Raw genomic sequence first — 20,690 nt, 5'->3', positions numbered from 1 at the left:
AGCGGTGTAAATCATCGGCCGTCCCCGCCGCGCCCACCGCTGTCTCAGCAGCCGTCGCGGTCCTCCGTGAGCACCCCCTGCACGGTCACCAGCGAGTGGTCGTGGCATCCTGCCGACCCGTACAGCCGGTAACGCTCGCTCGTCGTCCCGACGGCGTGGCGCTGGTCGCGCGGCACGTTCGCCGTATACGTGGCGTCGCCCTCGTACACGTCGTCGAGCCATGACCACGCCGTACGCCGGCCCGCGAACGTCTCGGTGACGGCCTCCCGGTCGCCGAGCGTGAGCACGGTCCGCAGCCGGTCGCCCGCGCCGAACGTGGTCGTGCCGTCCATCGTGTACGTCCGCTGCGTGCGGGTCGTCCTGGCCGGCCCGCGTCCGTCGACGGTCACGTTCTCGGCGTCCGTCCAGGTGGCGGTGAGTCCGTCGGTGTTCTCGCCGTCGGTCCAGCGGTGCACGGAGGTGTTGGCGAGGGCGCGGCTGACGGTGGTGACGACCCGGCCGTGCGAGGTGTCGACGTATCCGGCGACGGTCAGCCGGTGACCGCCGTCGGTGTCGAGGCGGTGCTGCTCGCCGGCCGAACCGGGCGTGTACACGGAGGAGTTGGCGAGGTCACCCGCACGGTGGGAGGTGAGCCCGCCGGTGACCCGCGCGCGCTCGGCGTCCTGCCAGACGAGGACGTTGACGGGGGTGCTCCAGCCCGCCTGGCCTTCCGGGACGCCGACGACGGAGACCTCCACGTCATGCGGCCGGCCGTCGTTGAGGAGCCCGGCGAACGGGGTCAGATCGTATTCGATCGGTTTGATGTCGAAGGCACGCGGCCCCGGAATCACGTACCAGAGAAAGGGGTTGGACCAGCCACCGGTCCACACGGTCGGGAACGGGGCGGCGATTCCGGCCAGTTGGCCGTCGACCTTGATCTGCACCTCGCGGTACGGGCCGTCCGTGGCCTTGCAGGAGTAGGGGGCCGCGTCGGGGACGGTGAGGTACCAGTACTCTTCGCAGCCGCCGCCGGAACCGGTCGCGTAGACCTCGGCGACGATGCGTTCGCTGTTGCGCGGGGTGGTGAGGGTGCCGTCCTGGAGGGTGAGGACCCGGTCCGGCGTGTCCTTCGCTTCGGGTGTCCCCGCCGCCTCGGCATAGAACGTCAGCGTGACCTTGACGTCGAGGACTCCGGTGTACGTGTCGTTGACAACGTTTCCGATGAGCATCTCGACGGGCCGGGCCTTGCTCAGGGTGTCGCTGTAGCGCGTGACGTCCTTCTCGACGGACCAGGAGATGCCGTCGGGCGAGGGCTGCGGAGTGGAGGTACGGAGGACTTCGACACCGCCGATGTGCAGGTAGCCGAGGCGGTCGTACTGACGCCCCTTGACCTTGCCGTCCATCCGCAGCACGACCTTGCTCCAGTTCGCGCCGCAGCCGCTCGGGGGTCTGTAGGTGCCCTCGTAGGGTGTGAAGTCCTTGAACTGGGCCTCGGCGAGGGTGACTTGGCAGGACCTGGAGCCGGTCGGCCGCGTGACCGGCGGCGCGGCGGTGACCGGGTCGTGCCAGTCGGTGCCGAATTCGGCGGGGACGTCGACCGGCTGGGCCGCCACCTCGGCCGACCGGGCGGGGTCCGCTCCCAGGAGGGTGCCCGCCAGGAGGGTCGCTCCGGCAAGCATGGACATGATGATCCGGCTTCTCATGGCCGGTGTTCTACGGGCAGTCGGCCCCGCGCGGCAATAAGGCGAACAACCGCCAATCGGTCCGAAACCACGCCTCTCGCCGGAAAACCGTTTGCCTCCGACCACACGGTGACGCGAACCTTTCACGGCCCGTTGTCGGCCTTCCCGGCCCCTCCCCACCCCCCACATCCACCCCCTCATGCGAGATGCGAGCCACTGGGACGTCATGAAGATCCAAGACCTTCCGTACCGAGACCCGGGTGTACCGGACGCACGCTCGGGCCCCAGATTTCTGTGGTGGCTCTTCCGCAACCAGCTCGGCGGCCAGCTCACCGCCCTCGCCTGGGGACTGGTGCACTTCGTGGCCGTCTCCGGACTGCCGTTCGGCGTCGGATTCGCCGTTCAGGCCGTCGTCGACCGCTCGGGCGAACGGCTGGCCCTCGCGGGCGGGCTGATGGTGCTGTGCGGCGTCGCCATCGCACTCGGCGACAGCATGCTGCACCGGGCCGCGGTCACCAACTGGATCACGGCGGCGGCCCGCGTCCAGCAGTTGCTGGCCCGCAGGACCGCGCAGCTGGGATCGGCCTTGACGCGGCGGGTCGCGGCCGGCGAGATCGTCTCGGTCTCCACGGGGGACGTGGAGAAGATCGGCTGGTTCGTGGAGGCCCTCTCCCGGTTCACCGCCGCGGCGGTGACCGTCGTACTGGTCTGCGTCGGCCTGTACGTCTATCAGCCGGCGCTCGGCATCGTTGTCGCCGTGGGCATCCCGGTCCTCGCGATCGCCGTGCTGCCGCTGCTGCCGCGCGCCACCCGGCGGGCCGACTTCCAGCGCGAGAAGGCGGGCCGCGCGACCGAACTGGCCTCGGACACCGTCGCGGGACTGCGCGTACTCCGTGGCATCGGCGGCGAGGAACTCTTCCTCGACCGCTATCGCCGGGCCTCGCAGGAAGTCCGCCACGCGGCGGTGCGCAGCGCCCGTATGTGGGCGCTGATCTCGGCGATCCAGGTGCTGCTGCCGGGTCTGCTGATGATCGCGGTCGTGTGGCACGGTGTGCACCTGGCCGGACAGGACCGGATCACCGTCGGCGAACTGGTCACCGTGTACAGCGCGGTCATGCTGCTGACGTATCCGCTGCGGCACTTCGAGGAGATCGCCATGGCGTACTCCTTCTCCCGGCCCTCCGCGAAACGGGCCGCGCGGGTGCTGTCCCTGGAACGCGCCACGGACACGACGGGCTCGCGCGAGGCGGTGGAACCCGCCGGGGATCTGTACGACCCCGCGACCGGGCTGCTGGCACCCGCCGGGCGTCTGACCGCCGTGGTGTGCGGCGATCCGGACGCGGCGGGTCTGCTGGCGGAGCGGCTCGGCGGACACCCCTCCGAGGAAGGCACGTCGGCGCTCCTCGGCGGCGTGCCGCTGGACGAGCTGCCGCTCTCCAGCACCCGCACGGCCGTCCTCGTCCAGGACAAGGACCCGGTGCTGCTCTCCGGTTCACTGCGCGAACTTCTCGACGTGCCCGCCTCGGGTGCGGTGAGCGCCGCGGAGGCGCTGGCAGCCGCACAGTGCGGAGACGTGCTGGAAGCACTCGTGCAGGGATCGCTGGACGCCGAGGACCCGCTGGACGCGCGCATCACCGAGCGCGGGCGGTCGTTGTCGGGCGGACAGCGCCAGCGACTGGCACTGGCACGGTCGCTGATCACGGACCCGGAGGTGCTCGTGCTCGATGAACCGACATCGGCCGTCGACTCGCACACCGAGGCACGGATCGCGGACGGGGTTCGGGAGTTGCGCACCGGCCGGACGACGGTCGTGTTCACCTCCTCGCCGCTGCTCCTGGACCACGCCGACCGGGTCGTCCTGATCCACGAGGGCGAGGTCGCGGCCGTCGGTGTGCATCGCGAACTGGTGCACAAGGAACCGCGGTACCGGGCCGTGGTGACCCGGGAGACCGAGGCGGAGGAAGCGATCGGCCGCGGGCTGGACGATCTGGATGACCTGGACGACCTGGACGAACTCAAGGAAATCGGAGAGACGGCATGATCGGCGTGGCGCCACCGGCGTACGACCCGGCGGCCCCGACAACGGCCAGCACGCTGCCGGTCGGCGCCCCCGCGACCGTACGCGCCTACGTGGCCGAACTGTTCCGCAGGCACTGGCGTGCCTTCCTGCTCCTGGTCACCGTCAACACGGTGTCCGTGGTGGCCTCCATGGTCGGCCCGTACCTGCTGGGCGACCTCGTCGAGCGGGTCTCGGACGACGCCCGTGAACTCCATCTGGAGCTCACCGTCGGCCTGTTCGCCGTCGCACTGGTCGTGCAGGCCGTGTTCGTACGGCAGGTACGGTTGCGCGGCGCGATGCTCGGCGAGCGGATGCTGGCCGACCTGCGCGAGGACTTCCTCGTCCGGGCGGTCGGGCTGCCGCCGGGTGTCCTGGAGCGGGCGGGCACGGGTGACCTGCTGTCCCGCATCACCACCGACATCGACCGGCTCGCCAACGCGATGCGCGAGGCGGTGCCGCAACTCGCCATCGGCGTGGTGTGGGCGGCGCTTCTGCTCGGCGGTCTCGTCGTCACCGCACCGCCGCTGGCGCCGGCCGTGCTCCTCGCGGTGCCGCTGCTGGTGGTCGGCTGCCGCTGGTACTTCCGGCGCGCGGCTTCCGGCTACCGCTCGGAGGCCGCGGGGTACGCCGCTGTCGCCGCCGTGCTCGCGGAGAGCGTGGACGCCGGGAGGACCATCGAGGCCCACCGTCTGGGCGAACGCCGGATCGAGCTGTCGGACCGGCGGGTCAGGGAGTGGACGGCCTGGGAGCGGTACACGCTGTGGCTGCGGTGTGTGCTCTTCCCCGTCATCAACGCCACCCATGTGACCGTGCTGTGCTCGGTGCTGATGGTCGGCGGGGTCTTCGTGCTCCAGGGCTGGATCGGCGTGGGCCAGCTCACCACCAGTGCGCTGCTGGCCCAGATGCTCGTCGACCCCGTGGGGATCATCCTGCGCTGGTACGACGAGCTCCAGGTCGCCCAGGTGTCGCTGGCCCGGCTGGTCGGTGTCCGGGACATCGAGCCCGACGCCGGTGACCCCTCGCTGGCCCCGGACGGACGGGACGTGCACGCGGACCAGGTGCACTTCGGCTACCGGGAGGGCGTCGACGTGCTGCGCAAGGTGTCCCTGGAGGTCGCACCCGGCACCCGGCTGGCCCTGGTGGGTCCCTCGGGCGCGGGCAAGTCCACGCTGGGCAGGCTGCTCGCCGGGATCTACGCGCCCCGGACCGGCCGCATCACCCTGGGCGGCGCCGAACTGTCCCGGATGCCCGCCGAGGAGGTCCGCTCGCACGTCGCGCTGGTCAACCAGGAGCACCACGTGTTCGTCGGGTCGCTGCGCGACAACCTGCTGCTGGCCCGCACGGACGCCGGGGACGCCGAACTGTGGGCGGCGCTGGGCGCGGTCGACGCGGAGGGCTGGGCCCAGGCGCTGGACGAAGGCCTGGACACCGAGGTCGGCTCGGGCGGGTTCGCGCTCACCCCGGCACAGGCGCAGCAGATCGCGCTGGCCCGGCTGGTCCTGGCGGACCCGCACACACTGGTCCTGGACGAGGCGACCTCGCTCCTCGACCCTCGTGCGGCCCGTCATCTGGAACGGTCCCTGGCCCGGGTCCTGGACGGCCGTACGGTCGTCGCCATCGCCCACCGGCTGCACACGGCCCATGACGCTGACGTCATCGCCGTCGTGGAGAACGGCCGGATCAGCGAGCTGGGCAGCCACGACGAGCTGGTCGCGGCGGACGGGGCGTACGCGGCGCTGTGGCGGTCGTGGCACGGGTGACACACCGGTGATCGGACAGCGGGGCGGAGTCGGGCCGGCTCCGTCCCGTTGCGCGGTCCCGGCGGTGGGTGGAACGCTGGAAGCGGCTGCCCGCCCATCCGGACGGCGCCGGGGCCGGTCCCGACCCACCTGGAGGTACCCGTGGACAGTGACGAGGGATGGGGAGACGACGTCTACCAGCCCGACGGATCCGAGGTTCAGGACGACGCGGGCCTTCTGGACGCCGAGGACACCCTGGTCACCGACGGGGTCGATGACCCCCTCGACCGTGGCTGGTCCCCGCCGGACCGGCCCTGGGCGGTGGAACGCACCGGTGTGACGGCGGCGGAACGCCGTCGGGGCGAATCCCTGGACCAGCGTCTCGCCGAGGAACTGCCGGACATCGTGGCACCGGACGGCGACGGCATCGGCGACTGCGCGGGCACGGACGGCGAGCCGCTGGACAACGAGGTGGGCTCGGCCCGCTCCGGTCGTCTGGTCGCCCCCAACGAAGGCACGCACGAGGACGGGGAGAGCGGGTTGATCGCCACCGACGTCGGGATCGACGGCGCCGCGGCCTCGGCCGAGGAGGCCGCGATGCACATCGTCGACGAGGACTCCCTGTCCGGCTGACCGTCCCCTTGGCGCAAGGGCCCGATGGGGCCGACAGTCCGAACGAGGAGTACACGCATGCAGCAGGACAAGCAGCCCGCCTACCAGCCGGTCGTCTTCCGGGACCGGACGGCCGGATACGCCTTCCTCACCAGGTCCACCGCGACGAGCGAACAGACCATCGAGTGGGACGACGGCGAGACGTACCCGGTCGTGGACGTGGAGATCTCCTCGGAGAGCCACCCGTTCTACACCGGCAAGGCCAGGACGGTGGACACCGAGGGCCGTGTCGCCGCCTTCGAACGTCGGTACGGCGGCGAAGAGGGCAAGAGCTGAGACGGCTGTCTCAGCTGCCGGCCTCAGATGAGGTTGAGCGCCGCCGCGCAGCCCACGCCGCCGAGCAACATGAACGCCGGCATGAGCACCTTCAGCTCGACCCAGCTGCCCGCCCGGAACCGCAGCGCCTTCGGCGGGCCGATCGGGTACCAGCGCTTGCGGCCGATCGGGATGGGCCACAGCACCGGGCAGCCGGACACCGTCAGCGCGTCCCCGATGTCGTGCACCAGCGCGCCGAGCACGATCGGCAGCCCAAGCCACAGATACGTCTGCCCCGGGTCCGTGAACAGCCAGTCCGCGCCGTTGCCGGGCTTGTCCAGGACGCCGGCCAGGATCCACGCACTGGTCGCTGCCAGCAGCCAGACCAGGACGTCGGCGCTGGAGCCGCGCGTCGCTCGCCACAGCAGGCCTTCGATGGCGAGCACGATGTGCACGAAGAGGATCGCCAGCACCGCCCAACGACCCCCGGCGATCGCCACCGCGGAGGCGCCCCCACCGGTCAGAACCGCCCACAGCCAGGTGTGCGTCAGTGTCCGGTGCCCGCCCGAGCGGCGCGGGTCGCCCTGCTTCTTCGTCGCCTTGTAGACGGCGTAGGAGAGCTTGTCGACGATCTCGCACAGGCCGCGCGAGATCGGCCCGAAGGCGTTCGAAATGGTCGCCGCCTTGTGGTCGAGGTCCGGGGCGAGTGCGGCACCGGCGCAGATCAGGGCACCCACCAGGAGCACCGGCCAGGGCATCGGCTTGCCGGCCGCGGCCGCGGCGGCTCCGACACCGAGCCACGCTGCGGCCCCCGAGAGTGAATGTGCTGGTCCCATCATGGCCGTGTTCCGCCCTATTCCTCGTACGCCGCTGTCCAGTTGACCGGGTGCGCTGACGCTCCGTCGGCGACACAGCGTAGCGGCCATGATCTTCGGACTGGCATCCGATTCCCCCTTCACCTGGGATCACAGGCAAGATGGGGGCGTGACCCTCATCGATCAGCTGCCGCAGACCGCAGACCCCGACGCCCTCTACGAAGCCTTCGAGTCGTGGGCGCAGGAGCGCGGTCTCACGCTCTACCCGCACCAGGAGGAGGCGCTGATCGAGGCGGTCTCGGGTGCGAACGTGATCGTGTCGACGCCCACCGGCTCCGGCAAGAGCATGATCGCGGCGGGCGCGCACTTCGCCGCGCTGGCCCGGGACGAGGTCACCTTCTACACCGCGCCGATCAAGGCCCTGGTCTCGGAGAAGTTCTTCGAGCTGTGCAAGATCTTCGGCACGGAGAACGTCGGGATGCTGACCGGCGACGCCTCGGTCAACTCCGACGCCCCCGTCATCTGCTGCACGGCCGAGGTGCTGGCGTCCATCGCGCTGCGCGACGGCAAGCAGGCGGACGTCGGCCAGGTTGTGATGGACGAGTTCCACTTCTACGCCGAGGCCGACCGCGGCTGGGCCTGGCAGATCCCGATCCTGGAGCTGCCGCAGGCGCAGTTCATCCTGATGTCGGCGACGCTGGGCGACGTCTCGATGTTCGAGAAGGACCTCACCCGCCGCACCGGCCGCCCGACCTCGGTGGTCCGCTCGGCGATCCGCCCGGTCCCGCTGTCGTACGAGTACAAGCTGACCCCGATGACCGAGACCCTGACGGAGCTCCTGGAGACCCGGCAGGCGCCCGTCTACATCGTGCACTTCACGCAGGCGCAGGCGGTGGAGCGGGCGCAGGCGCTGATGAGCATCAACATGTGCACGCGCGAGGAGAAGGACAAGATCGCCGAGCTGATCGGCGGGTTCCGCTTCACCACCAAGTTCGGCCAGAACCTGTCCCGTTACGTCCGGCACGGCATCGGCGTCCACCACGCCGGCATGCTTCCCAAATACCGCCGCCTGGTCGAGAAGCTGGCCCAGGCAGGCCTGTTGAAGGTCATCTGCGGCACGGACACCCTCGGCGTCGGCGTCAACGTGCCCATCCGCACGGTGCTGTTCACGGCGCTGACGAAGTACGACGGCAATCGCGTACGGACCCTGCGCGCGCGTGAGTTCCACCAGATCGCCGGCCGGGCGGGCCGCGCGGGCTTCGACACGGCGGGCTTTGTCGTCGCGCAGGCGCCCGAGCACGTCATCGAGAACGAGAAGTCGCTCGCCAAGGCGGGCGACGACCCCAAGAAGCGCCGCAAGGTGGTCCGCAAGAAGGCGCCCGAGGGGTTTGTCGGCTGGACGGAGAGCACCTTCGACAAGCTGATCACCTCCGATCCGGAGCCGCTGACGTCCCGCTTCCGGGTGACCCACACGATGCTGCTGTCGGTGATCGCCCGCCCCGGCAACGCCTTCGACGCGATGCGCCACTTGCTGGAGGACAACCACGAGCCGCGCAAGCAGCAGTTGCGGCACATCCGGCGCGCGATCGCCATCTACCGTTCGCTCCTGGACGGCGGCGTCGTCGAGAAGCTGGACGAGCCGGACGCGACCGGACGCATCGTGCGCCTGACCGTGGACCTCCAGCAGGACTTCGCGCTCAACCAGCCGCTGTCCACCTTCGCGCTGGCCGCGTTCGAGCTTCTCGACCCGGAGTCGCCCTCGTACGCGCTGGACATGGTGTCGGTGGTCGAGTCCACGCTGGACGACCCGCGCCAGATTCTCGCGGCCCAGCAGAACAAGGCGCGCGGTGAGGCCGTCGGGGCGATGAAGGCGGACGGCGTCGAGTACGAGGAGCGCATGGAGCGCCTCCAGGACGTGTCGTACCCCAAGCCGTTGGAAGAGCTGCTCTTCCACGCCTACAACACGTACCGCAAGAGCCACCCGTGGGTCGGCGATCATCCTCTCTCCCCCAAGTCCGTCATCCGTGACATGTACGAACGGGCCATGTCCTTCACCGAGTTGGTGTCCCACTACGATCTGGCCCGCACCGAGGGGATCGTTCTGCGCTATCTGGCGGGCGCGTTCAAGGCCCTCGATCACACCGTCCCCGACGACCTCAAGTCCGAGGATCTGCAGGATCTGATCGCCTGGCTGGGCGAGATGGTGCGCCAGGTCGACTCCAGCCTCCTGGACGAGTGGGAGCAGCTCGCCAACCCGGAGGTGATGACCGCCGAGGAGGCCCAGGAGAAGGCCGACCAGGTCAAGCCGGTCACGGCCAACGCGCGGGCCTTCCGTGTCCTCGTCCGCAACGCCATGTTCCGCCGCGTCGAGTTGGCCGCGCTCGACCAGGTGGAGGCCCTGGGTGAGCTGGACGCGGAGGCCGGCTGGGACGCCGACGCGTGGGGCGAGGCGATGGACAAGTACTGGGACGAGTACGAGGACCTCGGCACCGGCCCCGACGCCCGCGGCCCCCGGCTGCTGATGATCGAGGAAGAGCCGCAGAACAGGCTGTGGCGCGTCCGGCAGGCCTTCGCGGACCCGAACGGTGACCACGACTGGGGCATCAGCGCCGAGGTCGACCTCGTGGCCTCCGACGCGGAGGGCCGGGCAGTCGTCAAGGTCACCGCCGTCGGCCAGCTGTGAGCACAGGAGAATCGCACCCATGACGAACGCAGCCGAGAGACTCGTCGACCTGCTCGACCTGGAGCAGATCGAGGTCAACATCTTCCGTGGCCGCAGCCCCGACGAATCCCTCCAGCGGGTCTTCGGCGGCCAGGTGGCGGGCCAGGCCCTGGTCGCCGCCGGGCGCACCACGGACAGCGAGCGCCCGGTGCACTCGCTGCACGCGTACTTCCTGCGCCCGGGACGCCCGGGCGTCCCGATCGTGTACCAGGTCGAACGGGTCCGTGACGGCCGGTCGTTCACCACCCGACGGGTCACGGCCGTGCAGCAGGGCCGCACGATCTTCAATCTCACCGCCTCCTTTCACAAGCCCGAGGAAGGCAGCTTCGAACATCAGCTGCCGCCGGCCCGGAAGGTCCCCGATCCGGAGTCCCTTCCGAACGTCACCCAGGAGATCAAGGAGCATCTCGGCACGCTGCCCGAGCAGTTCGAGCGAATGGCGCGCCGTCAGCCCTTCGACATCCGTTATGTGGACCGATTGCTCTGGACCGACGAGGAGGTCCAGCAGTTGGAACCGCGCAGCGCGGTGTGGATGCGGACGGTCGGCCCGCTGGGGGACGACCCGCTCGTTCACACGTGCGCGCTGACGTACGCCAGCGACATGACGCTGCTCGACGCCGTTCGCCTCCCGGTGGAGCCCTTGTTCGGCCCACGGTCCTTCGACATGGCCTCGCTGGACCACGCCATGTGGTTCCACCGGCCCTTCCGTGCGGACGAGTGGTTCCTGTACGACCAGGAGTCCCCGATCGCGACGGGCGGGCGCGGACTGGCCCGCGGCCGCATCTACGACGTGGAGGGCAGGCTGCTCGTCTCAGTCGTCCAGGAGGGGTTGTTCCGGAAGCTGGGCTGAGAAGCCTCGTCCGATCACACTCGCGCGGGGCGCTTGCGGTCCCGGGCGGGGCGTGGGTTTCTGCCGCGCAGGCGGCTCAACAGGCCGCGGGTTCGCTCGGGTGCCACAGGGTGGCTGTTCTGGCGTGGGGGCACGGACCGCACAGTCTCCTGTGCGAGCTCTTCACACGGAGGCGGGACCGGTTCCAGCCTCGGGCGCGGTGCGGGTAGGTGGCAACGGGCCTCGGCAAGGGTTCCGGTCAGGTCTGCGCGGAGCCAGTCGATCTCGTCCGGGTCGTCCGCCGTCATGATCCGTTCGGCGAGACGGGCGGCGGGTGAACCCGGTACCCCGTGGGCCGGCTGTTCCGGCCGGAGGCGGTTCAGGTAGGCCCGTTCGTAAGGGTCGTTGACGATTTCCGCCACGTGGGCGGGGTCGAGGAAGGACGCTACGACGGCGGCCCGCGCCCACGGGTCGTCGGCCGGTCGGAGCAGGAATCCCAGGTGTCGTCCCCGCCAGTTGCGGGGTCGCAGGTCGAGGCCTGCTTCGAGTTGGTCCCGCAGGTTCGGGGAGGTTCGGCCGGTCAGCAGCGGGGCGGTGTCCTTGCCTGCGGCGAACTGCCGGAGTTCGTCGGCGAGATACAGCCAGACCACGGCCCGGTAGCGGTTGAGGTAGAAGGTCACCGGCGTCACCAGGCCCAGCCGCGCCAGGCGGGTGAACCGGGTGGGCGTCACGTCCATGAGCTTCGCGCCGTCCGCCGTACCCACCACTCGGACGCGTTCGCGCAGCGTTTCGGGGAAGTGCGCGTCGTTGCGCAGCCGGTCGATCTCGTCGCGGCCGACGCGTCGGCCGCCTCCCCCTTCGTCGGGAACGGTACGGACACACCCGAGGTGGACCGCGAGATCGAACTCGCGGCGTTTCAGTCCCAGTTCGCGTGCGGCGCGGCTCGGCGCGAAGGGCGCGCCGGAGGTGCGGAGCGTACCGGTGGCCGGTGCGGTGGACGTCTTTGAGGGTCGTGCGAGGCTGACGCCGGACATGGTCGGTCTCCCCCGTGGAGTGGATGGCCCGCGCCGTGTGCGCCGGCCTCGGGAAAAACCGTAGCCGGTTCACCGTCCGGACCGGCGAGCCTGTGGATAACTCTCCCCGGAAGGGGATATCCCCAGGTCAGAGGTCCGACGTCGGATTTTTCCCGGGTTGCCTGGCATCCACGTCGAGGTGTTCGCCGACCCGGTTGACGAGCAGAGTCATCTCGTAGGCGATCTGGCCGATGTCGGCTTCGGCGGCGCTGAGTACGCACAGACAGCTACCGGTACCGGCCGCCGTGACGAACAGCACCGCGTCATCGAACTCGATCATCGTCTGACGCACTTTGCCCGCGCCGAAGTGGCGTCCCGAGCCTTTCGCCAGACTGTGCAAGCCCGATGACACGGCGGCGAGATGCTCGGCGTCCTCTCGCCGAAGTCCTGTGCTGGCCCCTGTCACCAGCCCGTCGTTCGACAGGACCATCGCATGCCGTATGTGTTCGACACGCTCGGTCAGGTCGTCCAGCAGCCAGCCAAGTCCTTGGTTCTGCGCCATGTCTCTGAACTCCCCGTGATGCAGGTCCTCCAAGCCGAAGGATCCGGTCCGTCAGCCTTGCCCACGGCTGCTCTCCGAGCAAGCAGGATGGGTGCATGGCACAGAAGATGACTGACGAGGAATGGCGGGCCTTTGTCTCGCACGGCACCCGCACCGGAAAACTGTCGACCGTCCGAGCCGACGGCAGCCCGCACGTCGCCCCGATCTGGTTTCTGCTCGACGGTGACGACCTTGTGTTCAACACCGGCAAGGACACGGTGAAGGGGCGCAACCTGGCCCGCGACGGGCGGATCGCCCTGTGCGTGGACGACGACCGGCCGCCGTTCGACTACGTGGTGATTCAGGGCCGGGCGACGCTGTCGGAGGAACTCGACGACGTCCGTCACTGGGCCGCGCGCCTGGGCGCGCGCTACATGGGCGAGGACCGGGCCGAGGAGTTCGGCGCCCGCAACGGCGTACCGGGGGAACTCCTCGTCCGCGTGCGCATCGAGAAGGTGCTGGCGCAGACCGCCGTCGCCCACTGAGGGAGGACACGGCTCAGCCGCGTCCTCCTCGCGTCAGCTCACGGAGTCGAGCAGCCGGGCGGTGTGCATCCGCCCGGCGTACTCGACCAGTCGGATCAGCACCTCCTTGCCCGAGTCGCGGTTGCGGGCGTCGCAGAGCACCACGGGGGTGCCCTGGTCCAGGTCGAGGGCGCGCGACACGTCCTGGGCGCCGTAGGAACGGGCGCCCGCGAAGCAGTTGACGGCCACCACGAACGGGATGTGCCGGTGCTCGAAGTAGTCCACAGCGGGGAAGCAGTCCTCCAGCCGGCGGGTGTCCGCGAGGACGACGGCGCCGAGGGCGCCCTGCGACAGTTCGTCCCACAGAAACCAGAAACGGTCCTGGCCCGGCGTACCGAACAGGTACAGCGAAAGACCTGACCGGATGGTGATGCGGCCGAAGTCCATGGCGACGGTGGTCGTGACCTTCTGGTCCACGCCGTCGGTGTCGTCCACCAACTGGCCTGCCTCGCTCAGCAGTTCCTCGGTGCGCAGGGGTCTGATCTCACTGACCGCGCCCACCATGGTGGTCTTGCCCACGCCGAACCCGCCGGCGACCAGTATCTTCAGCGCCAGAGCGGACGTCTCGTCGTCCGTGGCGTCGGAGTGCTCGGAGACCATCGATCACTTCTCTCGGGAGGGCCGGCAACGGTCGACGTCCATTGGTGCGTGGCGCGCCCTCGCGGTGGGTCCGCGCGCGGCGTCACTGCGTGTGTGCGAGGTGAACATCATGGCAACCGCCGGTCCCCGCAGGGGGATTGGACCGCTATTAGAACGATGCGACCGGTTCGAACCCGTTCGGTGTCCGGAAGGGTGCACAACTCGGCGTGGTCCGGATGGTTCCGTGTCTCTCATCTACAGCGCCCTCAGTCCTTCGATCACCTCGCGCAGAATGCGCTCGTCGGGGAGCTGCGCGGGCGGTACCGGACGGCTGACCGTGACGCAGCCCAGCTCCAGGAGGTCACCCAGCAACACCCTCACCACCCCTACAGGGAGGTCGGCGCCCGCGGCGAGTTCGGCGACGGACTGTGTCTCCGTACGGCACAGGTCGATGAGCGCCCGGTGCTCGGGGCCGAGCGCGGTGTCGTCGTCCATGTTGGGCGCGCCCGTGTCCAGCGTGACGAGCGCGATCAGGTCGAAGCGCACCCCCGTGGGGCCGGGTCTGGTACGTCCGCCCGTCATGGCGTACGGGCGGACGAGGGGCCCGGCCTCGTTGTCGTACCACTGGCTGCCCGGCTCCCGCAGGGTGCCTGTCGTGTCCTCGGTCATCTGTGCGGACCGCCCTTTCGCCTCATCCCGCGGCGGGCGGGCGGCCCGCGGCCCGCGGCGCCGTATGAAGGTGCTCGCCCACTCGCTTCACCAGCCGTGCCATCTCGTACGCCACAAGGCCCATGTCGGCGGTCGCGGCGGTGAGCACCGCGAGGCAGGACCCGTCGCCCGCGGCGGCGACGAACAGGAAGCCGTCGTCCATCTCCACCATGGTCTGCCGCACGCCGCCGGCACCGAAGTGGCGGCCCGCGCCCTTGGCCAGGCTGTGGAAGCCGGAGGCGACCGCGGCGAGATGCTCCGCGTCCTCGCGTTTGAGATCTGTGGAGGCGCCCACCGCGAGTCCGTCGTTGGACAGCACCACCGCATGCCGTACCTCGCTGACGCGCAGTACCAGGTCGTCCAGCAGCCAGTCGAGTTCGCCGGACCGCCGATCCGCCCTCGTGCTCGGATCCTTGATCATGCGCGGTCTCCTTCGCTGCTGTCTCTGCCAGTACCGGCGCCTGGGGTGGCTCCTCGGCCGGGTGACCTGCCGCCGCCTCGCACCCAACCGTCGCGGTAGGCCACCATGCGGTCCCGTACGGCCTCGGGGGTGCGCTTCTCCTCGTTCCGGGAACCCGGCGTGCGGGCCGGCTCCTCGGGGCGCTGTTCGCGCAGTTGCGGAGCGAGGTGCGCCTGACGGACGCGGCGCGGGAGGTCGTCCGACTCCTCCGCGTCACCGGGGTTCTCGGGCGGACGGTGCAGTCGCAGGGCGGTGACTCCTGGTGGTGGGGTTTCGGGGACGGTCTCCGCCGGGGCCTGCGCGGGAGCCACCAGTGCGGGTCGGTCCGCCGATGCCCGGACCGGTTCCTGGTGCGGGGCGGCGGCAGCGGGCACGCGCGCGTACTCGCGTTCGACGGCCGGCTCCCGGTCCACCGCCGCGCGGGAGGAGCGTTCCGCCGCGCCACCGTGCAACAGGGCCGTGGGCAGCAGGACGACCGCGGTGGTGCCGCCGTAGGGCGAGGTCCGCAGGTGCACCTTGATGCCGTGCCGCGCGGCGAGTCTGCTGACCACGAAGAGGCCGAGCCGGTCGCTGTCGAAGAGGTCGAGCGTCTCGGACTGTTCGATGCGGCGGTTCGCCTTGGAGAGGGTCTCCTTGCCCATCCCGAGTCCCCGGTCCTCGACTTCCACGGCATAGCCGTTGCCGACGGGTTCGCCGGTGATGCGCACCCTGGTGTGCGGGGGCGAGAACTGGGCGGCGTTCTCGACGATCTCGGCCAGGAGATGCGTGAGGTCGGCGACCGCGGCCCCGGTGACGGACGCCTCGGGGAACTGGCGTACCTCCACGCGCGCGTAGTCCTCGACTTCGGAGACGGCGGCGCGGACCACGTTCGTCAGGGAGACGGGCAGCCGCCAGGCCCTGCCGGGCGCCGCTCCGGAAAGGATGATCAGGCTTTCCGCGTGGCGCCGCATACGGGTGGTGAGGTGGTCGAGCCGGAACAGGTCGCTGAGTTCGTTCGGGTCGTCGGACCTGCGCTCCATGCTGTCGAGGAGGCTCAGCTGGCGGTGGACGAGGACCTGGCTGCGGCGCGCGAGGTTGACGAAGACCCCCGAGATGCCGCTGGCCAGTTCCGCGCGTTCCACGGCGGCGCGCAGCGCGGCGCGGTGCACGATGCCGAGGGCCTCCGCGACCTGTTCGGTCTCGTCCTCGGCGGGCGGTCCGGGAGGTGCCTCGGCCCGGATGTCGATCTCCTCTCCCGCACGCAGTTTCAGCATGGCCTGCGGGAGTTTGTGGCGGGCGATCTCCAGAGCGGTGTTGCGCAGACTCACCAGCTCGACGACGAGACCGCGCCCGATGCGTACGGAGATCACCAGGGACGCGACGACAGCGGCCAGGCCGAACAGCACCGCCGCGCCCGCCGGGGTGAGCAGGCCCCGGGTGAAGGGGTCGGCCCGGTCCGCGACGTCGTGGCCCGCGTCCGCCTCGATGGCGCGCATACCGCCCTGCACGCGTGCGTGTGCCCTGGTCCAGGTGCCTTCGGGCGCGGCTGCGATCGCCTCGGCGCCCGGACGGGCGCCGAGCACCTTGTCCTCGACGGCGGCCACAGTGGCGTAGGCGGTGCCTGCCGCGACGTTCTGCCAGTTGGTTCGTTCCGGGCCACGCAGGTCCGAGGCGGTGGCTTGGAGGAAGGTGCGTCGGGTGTCGACGGCTCCGGTGAACAGCCGCAGCCGCTGTCCGTCGAGGCGCCCGGCGAGCCGCGCCCCGGCGAGAAGGGCGTCCTCCTGGGCCAATGCCTCTCCCGCGCGGGAGAATTCGAGCAGTACGCGCGCGTCGGAGCCGAGTTCGGCGTCCTGGATGCCGGTGAGCGCGCCGCCCACGGTGAAGGCCGCCGCGATGCTCCTGGTGTACTGCGCGTACGTCTCGGCCCATCCGGTACGGCGGTCGAGTACCGAGGTCCGCAGCGTGCGCAGTTGTTCGACGCCGGCGACGAAGGTCTCCAGGCGCTCCGCGACTCCTGCGGGCAGTTCCTCGCCGTCGGCGACGGTGTTGCTGCCGCCGAGGCGCAGCTTCGCCACGGTCCGGTCGGTGCGCTCGCCGAGCGCCCTGAGGTCGATGGCCGGGACGGCGGCGGGATCGGTGGCGTGGCGTACGGCGGCGGTGCGTTCGGCCTGGAGTGCGGCGACGACGGCGGCGACCGGCGCGCGCACCTGGGAGTCGACGCGCTGCAACTGCCGCAGCCGGGCGACGTCCTGGGCCGTGGTGACGGTGGCGTACGCCCACAGCGCGAGCAGGGAGACGACCGGCACCATCAGCAGGCAGACGATCTTGGCGCGGACGGTTCCTGGCCGCATGCGCCAGCGTCCCGCGCGCGTGGGTGCCTCGTCGGGCAGGACTCCGAAGGATTCCTCGGAGTCTTCTTCGGCCGGCGGACCGGCGTGCGCGCGGCGTCCGCGCGGCGGGGGCGCCGTCCCGGCGCCGGGTATCGGGGTCCTACGGGGTGTGCGCATGGCCTCCTCGCTCGTAGTGGTTGGGGGGTCTGTCGCGGGCGTCGCCGACCCGGCGCGCACGCCTACCGCGCAGCGACGCTGTCGACCGGCCGCTGGGCGGACGCGGATGCCTCGCGTTCCCCGGCCGTCGGCGACAGCGCGACGAACGCCGAGGTCAGGAAGAGATAGGACCCGAGACCGACGGCGAGGGGGAAGATGAACTGCATCGCCGTGGCCCCGGGCAGCGTCTCGCCGGAGGGCGTGACGTCCACGCTCACCGCGAACATCCCCGTGTAGTGCATGCTGCTGACGGCCGCCCCCATCACGAGCGAGGCGACGGTCACCGCGATCGGTGACTTGATGTTGAGAGCCGCCCACAGGGCGGCGGTGGCCGCGACGACGGCGATCACTACGGAGAGCGCGACGAGCGCCGGGTCGTACCTCACATCACCGTGCAGCCGTACCGCGGCCATGCCGAGGTAGTGCATGCTCGCCACGCCCAGCCCGGTGGTGAGTCCACCGACGAAGAGCGAGCGGGCCCGGTCGTGCCCGTAGCCGACGGCGAAGACCCCGGCGGAGACGACGGCCATGGCGACGAGGAGGCTGAGGATGGTCAGCGGCACGTCGTAGCGGATGTCGGTGCCGCGGACGCTGAAGCCGAGCATGGCCACGAAGTGCATGGTCCAGATGCCGGTGCCGATCGCCGAGGCCGCGGTGACAAGCCAGTTGCGGCGCGAGCGTCCGGTCGCGCCGAGCGCACGGACGGTGCAGCGCAGCCCGAGGGCGGCGCCTATGCAGGCCATCGCGTATGACAGTACGGGGGTCAGCCAGCCGAAGGCTGCGTGGTCCAGGTGTCCCATGACCACGGGACGCTAGTGGGGGCACGGGAGCACAAAGGGGGCGCATTTCGAAAGGTATTGAAATATGGCAGGGAATTGCGCCTGAACGATCGGCGTCGCGCTCGAACGTGTGCGCCGCGGGGTACTTCTCGTCCGTGCGGGATCATGCGGAACATGAGCGATGACCACACACATGTCCAGGAGTTCTTCGCCGCCCGGGCGGCCGACTGGGACAGCAGGTTCCCGGACGACGGTCCCGCCTACGCCGCCGCGGTCGCCGAGCTGCGACTGCGTGAGGGAGCCCGGGTGCTGGACGCGGGCTGTGGCACCGGGCGGGCTCTGCCGCCGTTGCGCGAGGCCGTGGGGCCCTCGGGAGTGGTCCTGGGAGCGGATCTGACCCTGGCCATGCTGGAGGCCGCGGTACGAGCCGGACGGGGCCGCGACGGGCAGTTGCTGCTCGCCGACGTGGCCGCGCTTCCGCTGCGTTCGGAGTCCCTCGACGCCGTGTTCGCGGCGGGTCTGATCGCACACCTGCCGCATCCCGGCGCGAATCTGCGGGAACTGGCGCGCGTGGTACGCCCCGGCGGCACCCTGGCCCTGTTCCATCCGATCGGCAGGGCCGCTCTGGCCGCCCGCCAGGGCCGGCGGATCACCCCGGAGGATCTGCGCGCGGAGGCCGTTCTCGGTCCGCTGCTGGCCCGTTCCGGGTGGCACATGACGTCGTACGTGGACGAAGACGCACGGTTTCTGGCGCTGGCCGTGCGACCGGTCTGACCTTGGGTGGCACGGGCGTACGGGCCGCCGCACCGCACCTGCCCTCTTCTGCCGCCGGAACTCCGTCTCTACGTTGGACAGCAGCAGATGAACGATCAACCGTGGCAACCACACAGGGGGAAGGCGGTCCGCATGTTCGGCGGTATCCGTAAATCGTTCACCGGTTTTCTCCGTTCCTGGCGCTCGGAAGAGAGCGCGGGACGGGAGAAGCGCACGCACAATCTCTTCGAGGCCGCTGCCGTGTATGTGTCGGCGTGTGCCGAGGACGACCAGGACCAGATGGACGAGGCCCTGGCCTGGGTGTCACCGGAGGCTCTGTCGTTCGGGGTGACCGAGCTGGCGTGCCGGGCCGTCATCGCCCTGGCCAGAGAGCGCGACGAGTCGCCGCGGACGGTCGCCCGGGAACTCCTCGGACTGCCGACGGCCTGACCGAAGCGGGTACATCCGGTCGATTCCCCCTGCCCGGCAGGAAAACAGCAGCTGCGGGTGGGGTGGGAGTCGTGACAACGGCCTTCCGGTCGGATTAGGGTGCGCGCCGATGGACGAACAGATGGGGAGGCTGGGATGGCAGAGACGGACGAGGGAGCCGTCGCCACCGCGGACGACGCGCTCTACGTGCTCACGGCGGTGCTGCTGACACCCGCGCAGTTCCCGAGCGTGCTGGGCGACGACTACCCGGAGGCATGTGCGGCGCTCGCGCTCGCTCCTCTCGCCGACGGATACGGCCTGGTGCTCGGCCAGGACGGTGACGGCGCGCGGTGGACGGTGGTCATCGACGACGTCTCCCTGGTCGCGGTCGCCATCGCGTCGTGGGACTGCGGCATGGAGTACGACCTGTCGCCCAAGGAACACACGGTCGTCGCGGCCCTGCCCGGCTGGCCTCTCGCGGTTGCCGTCGCGGCTCCCGACGTGCCCGCCCCGCACGACCCGGGCCCGGAACTCACGGACCGGCCGCCGCTCGCTCCGCCGGACACCGCTTCTTGGGGCCCGGCGCAGCGGCGTCTCGGCGCCGACGAGATCGCACTCCAGTGGGCGATCTGGCGCGAGCAACTCAGCGACGAGGACTTCACTCCTCCGGGGGGCAGTTCAGCGGCGCCCACAGCTGAGCAGGACGGCGCCGAGGCCGACCGCGATCAGGCTGTCGAAACACCGGAACCGGCCAAGGACACCGCTCCCCCGGCCGAGGGCACCGCGACCCGGCCCCGTGCCGGCATCCGGCGCGTCCTCGCGGAGGCACGCGCGTACGTGGAGACACCTCCGCCCCTCGGCCGCGTCCGCTCCTCCTTCGCTCCGGGCGACGCGCGGACACTACGCGCGGACGGCCCCGGGTGGTCGATGGTGGCCAGGACCGACGACATCGCCTTCGTTCTCCTCGACGAGGAGCCCGGAGAGGTGTTGCCGGTGGGCCGGGGCCCGGAGCTGCCCGCTCTCCTCGCAGCGCTGGACAAGATGGCCGTACGCCCCAGTTGAGCGCCACCGGCCGACCGCCGCCCGGGTGTCTTCGATTCCGGGCGGCGGTCGGCCCGCCGAGGGCAACGCCGGGTTTCAGCCGGAGTGCGGCACGCGCGACATCGGGAGGCGCCGCCTCAACGGCCTATCTCCTTGCGGGTGACGCGGCGCAGCCTGCGCCGCTGTGCGGGGTCAAGCGCCAGATAGGCGGCCGCCGGGACTCCAAGCACGATCAGCAGCGCGGCCCACCAGGGCAGCCAGATCCACAGGAGGATCCCGGCTGCCACGCCCCCTGCGGCGATCTTCGCGTTCCTCGACATAGGTGTCGCCTCCTTCGCGGCCAGTGCCGCTCTCTGTCATGAAAAACGGGTCCACGCCTCCGACAGTTCCGGATCGCGACCCTGAGACGTCCCTGAGACTCGACCCCTACTCGCCCCTGAGGGGCTCTCCCACCTCGTACATGTGCCGCGGGGTCTGCCCATACGAGTCGACGAGCCCCGTCTCCGTACAGGGATACCCAACTCAC

20 protein-coding genes are annotated in these 20,690 nt (G+C 70.5%); 10 read left to right on the top strand and 10 right to left on the bottom strand.

The features are described 5' to 3' along the window. Positions 1 to 44: 44 nt before the first annotated feature. Positions 45 to 1,682 carry a peptide-N4-asparagine amidase gene (locus OG595_RS38255; RefSeq protein ID WP_329280297.1) on the bottom strand — a complete coding sequence of 546 codons (1,638 nt, stop codon included), beginning with the start codon at positions 1,680 to 1,682 and terminating at the stop codon, positions 45 to 47. Between the two features lie 205 nt (positions 1,683 to 1,887). On the opposite strand from OG595_RS38255, the gene OG595_RS38250 reads away from it, so the two are divergent. The 4 genes from OG595_RS38250 (at position 1,888) to OG595_RS38235 (ending at position 6,407) form a co-directional block, all read left to right on the top strand. Further along, the gene (locus OG595_RS38250; RefSeq protein WP_329280295.1) at positions 1,888 to 3,702 is read left to right on the top strand and encodes an ABC transporter ATP-binding protein; all 1,815 of its coding nucleotides are present in this window, start codon (positions 1,888 to 1,890) and stop codon (positions 3,700 to 3,702) included. Next, positions 3,699 to 5,480, top strand: coding sequence for an ABC transporter ATP-binding protein (locus OG595_RS38245; RefSeq protein ID WP_329280293.1), 1,782 nt, complete (start codon positions 3,699 to 3,701; stop codon positions 5,478 to 5,480). The genes OG595_RS38250 and OG595_RS38245 overlap by 4 nt, the downstream gene beginning before the upstream one ends. A gap of 141 nt (positions 5,481 to 5,621) precedes the next feature. Beyond that, entirely contained in the window at positions 5,622 to 6,092 is a 471-nt protein-coding gene (locus tag OG595_RS38240; RefSeq protein ID WP_329280292.1) for a DUF5709 domain-containing protein, read from the top strand. A 57-nt stretch (positions 6,093 to 6,149) separates the two neighbouring features. Continuing rightward, the gene (locus tag OG595_RS38235; RefSeq protein WP_329280290.1) at positions 6,150 to 6,407 is read left to right on the top strand and encodes a type B 50S ribosomal protein L31; all 258 of its coding nucleotides are present in this window, start codon (positions 6,150 to 6,152) and stop codon (positions 6,405 to 6,407) included. A gap of 23 nt (positions 6,408 to 6,430) precedes the next feature. Here OG595_RS38235 and OG595_RS38230 read toward each other — a convergent pair whose 3' ends face one another. Next, complete coding sequence (locus tag OG595_RS38230; RefSeq protein ID WP_164316531.1) at positions 6,431 to 7,225, bottom strand: metal-dependent hydrolase; 795 nt, start codon at positions 7,223 to 7,225, stop codon at positions 6,431 to 6,433. 145 nt (positions 7,226 to 7,370) lie between these two features. Here OG595_RS38230 and OG595_RS38225 point away from each other — a divergent pair, with 145 nt between their 5' ends. Further along, entirely contained in the window at positions 7,371 to 9,884 is a 2,514-nt protein-coding gene (locus tag OG595_RS38225; protein ID WP_329280285.1) for a DEAD/DEAH box helicase, read from the top strand. A 19-nt stretch (positions 9,885 to 9,903) separates the two neighbouring features. Further along, positions 9,904 to 10,773 carry an acyl-CoA thioesterase gene (locus OG595_RS38220; protein ID WP_329280283.1) on the top strand — a complete coding sequence of 290 codons (870 nt, stop codon included), beginning with the start codon at positions 9,904 to 9,906 and terminating at the stop codon, positions 10,771 to 10,773. Positions 10,774 to 10,787: 14 nt separating this feature from the next. Here the strand turns inward: OG595_RS38220 and OG595_RS38215 are convergent, their stop codons facing one another. Continuing rightward, positions 10,788 to 11,786 carry a DUF6397 family protein gene (locus tag OG595_RS38215; RefSeq protein WP_329280281.1) on the bottom strand — a complete coding sequence of 333 codons (999 nt, stop codon included), beginning with the start codon at positions 11,784 to 11,786 and terminating at the stop codon, positions 10,788 to 10,790. A 127-nt stretch (positions 11,787 to 11,913) separates the two neighbouring features. Then, a complete protein-coding gene (locus OG595_RS38210) occupies positions 11,914 to 12,327 on the bottom strand; it encodes a roadblock/LC7 domain-containing protein (RefSeq protein ID WP_329280279.1) in 414 nt (137 codons plus the stop codon). A 95-nt stretch (positions 12,328 to 12,422) separates the two neighbouring features. On the opposite strand from OG595_RS38210, the gene OG595_RS38205 reads away from it, so the two are divergent. After that, positions 12,423 to 12,851, top strand: a complete 429-nt coding sequence (locus OG595_RS38205; RefSeq protein ID WP_329280278.1) for a PPOX class F420-dependent oxidoreductase — start codon at positions 12,423 to 12,425, stop codon at positions 12,849 to 12,851. 33 nt (positions 12,852 to 12,884) lie between these two features. On the opposite strand, the gene OG595_RS38200 is transcribed toward OG595_RS38205, so the two are convergent. The 5 genes from OG595_RS38200 to OG595_RS38180 all read right to left on the bottom strand — a co-directional run bounded on the left by OG595_RS38200 (position 12,885) and on the right by OG595_RS38180 (position 17,962). After that, positions 12,885 to 13,490, bottom strand: coding sequence for a GTP-binding protein (locus OG595_RS38200; RefSeq protein ID WP_329280276.1), 606 nt, complete (start codon positions 13,488 to 13,490; stop codon positions 12,885 to 12,887). A gap of 234 nt (positions 13,491 to 13,724) precedes the next feature. Beyond that, the gene (locus OG595_RS38195; RefSeq protein WP_329280274.1) at positions 13,725 to 14,138 is read right to left on the bottom strand and encodes a DUF742 domain-containing protein; all 414 of its coding nucleotides are present in this window, start codon (positions 14,136 to 14,138) and stop codon (positions 13,725 to 13,727) included. A 22-nt stretch (positions 14,139 to 14,160) separates the two neighbouring features. Next, entirely contained in the window at positions 14,161 to 14,598 is a 438-nt protein-coding gene (locus OG595_RS38190; RefSeq protein ID WP_329280272.1) for a roadblock/LC7 domain-containing protein, read from the bottom strand. Continuing rightward, complete coding sequence (locus OG595_RS38185; RefSeq protein ID WP_329280270.1) at positions 14,595 to 17,123, bottom strand: sensor histidine kinase; 2,529 nt, start codon at positions 17,121 to 17,123, stop codon at positions 14,595 to 14,597. Before OG595_RS38185 ends, OG595_RS38190 begins: the two co-directional genes overlap by 4 nt. Before the next feature lie 62 nt (positions 17,124 to 17,185). Then, complete coding sequence (locus OG595_RS38180) at positions 17,186 to 17,962, bottom strand: MHYT domain-containing protein (RefSeq protein ID WP_329280269.1); 777 nt, start codon at positions 17,960 to 17,962, stop codon at positions 17,186 to 17,188. Positions 17,963 to 18,106: 144 nt separating this feature from the next. Between OG595_RS38180 and OG595_RS38175 the strand changes: the two genes are divergently transcribed. From OG595_RS38175 to OG595_RS38165, 3 genes are all read left to right on the top strand, one after another. Continuing rightward, positions 18,107 to 18,715, top strand: a complete 609-nt coding sequence (locus tag OG595_RS38175) for a class I SAM-dependent methyltransferase (protein WP_329280267.1) — start codon at positions 18,107 to 18,109, stop codon at positions 18,713 to 18,715. 132 nt (positions 18,716 to 18,847) lie between these two features. Beyond that, positions 18,848 to 19,144, top strand: coding sequence for a hypothetical protein (locus OG595_RS38170; RefSeq protein ID WP_329280265.1), 297 nt, complete (start codon positions 18,848 to 18,850; stop codon positions 19,142 to 19,144). A 135-nt stretch (positions 19,145 to 19,279) separates the two neighbouring features. Then, complete coding sequence (locus OG595_RS38165) at positions 19,280 to 20,185, top strand: hypothetical protein (RefSeq protein ID WP_329280263.1); 906 nt, start codon at positions 19,280 to 19,282, stop codon at positions 20,183 to 20,185. 116 nt (positions 20,186 to 20,301) lie between these two features. Here the strand turns inward: OG595_RS38165 and OG595_RS38160 are convergent, their stop codons facing one another. After that, positions 20,302 to 20,484, bottom strand: a complete 183-nt coding sequence (locus OG595_RS38160) for a hypothetical protein (protein ID WP_329280261.1) — start codon at positions 20,482 to 20,484, stop codon at positions 20,302 to 20,304. Positions 20,485 to 20,690: the final 206 nt, after the last annotated feature.

Origin of the sequence: Streptomyces sp. NBC_01451 (assembly GCF_036227485.1) — a bacterium.
Taxonomy (GTDB): Bacteria; Actinomycetota; Actinomycetes; order Streptomycetales; family Streptomycetaceae; genus Streptomyces.
The sequence above is the reverse complement of the archived record's forward strand: the minus strand, read 5'-3'. Positions and strand labels throughout refer to the sequence as shown.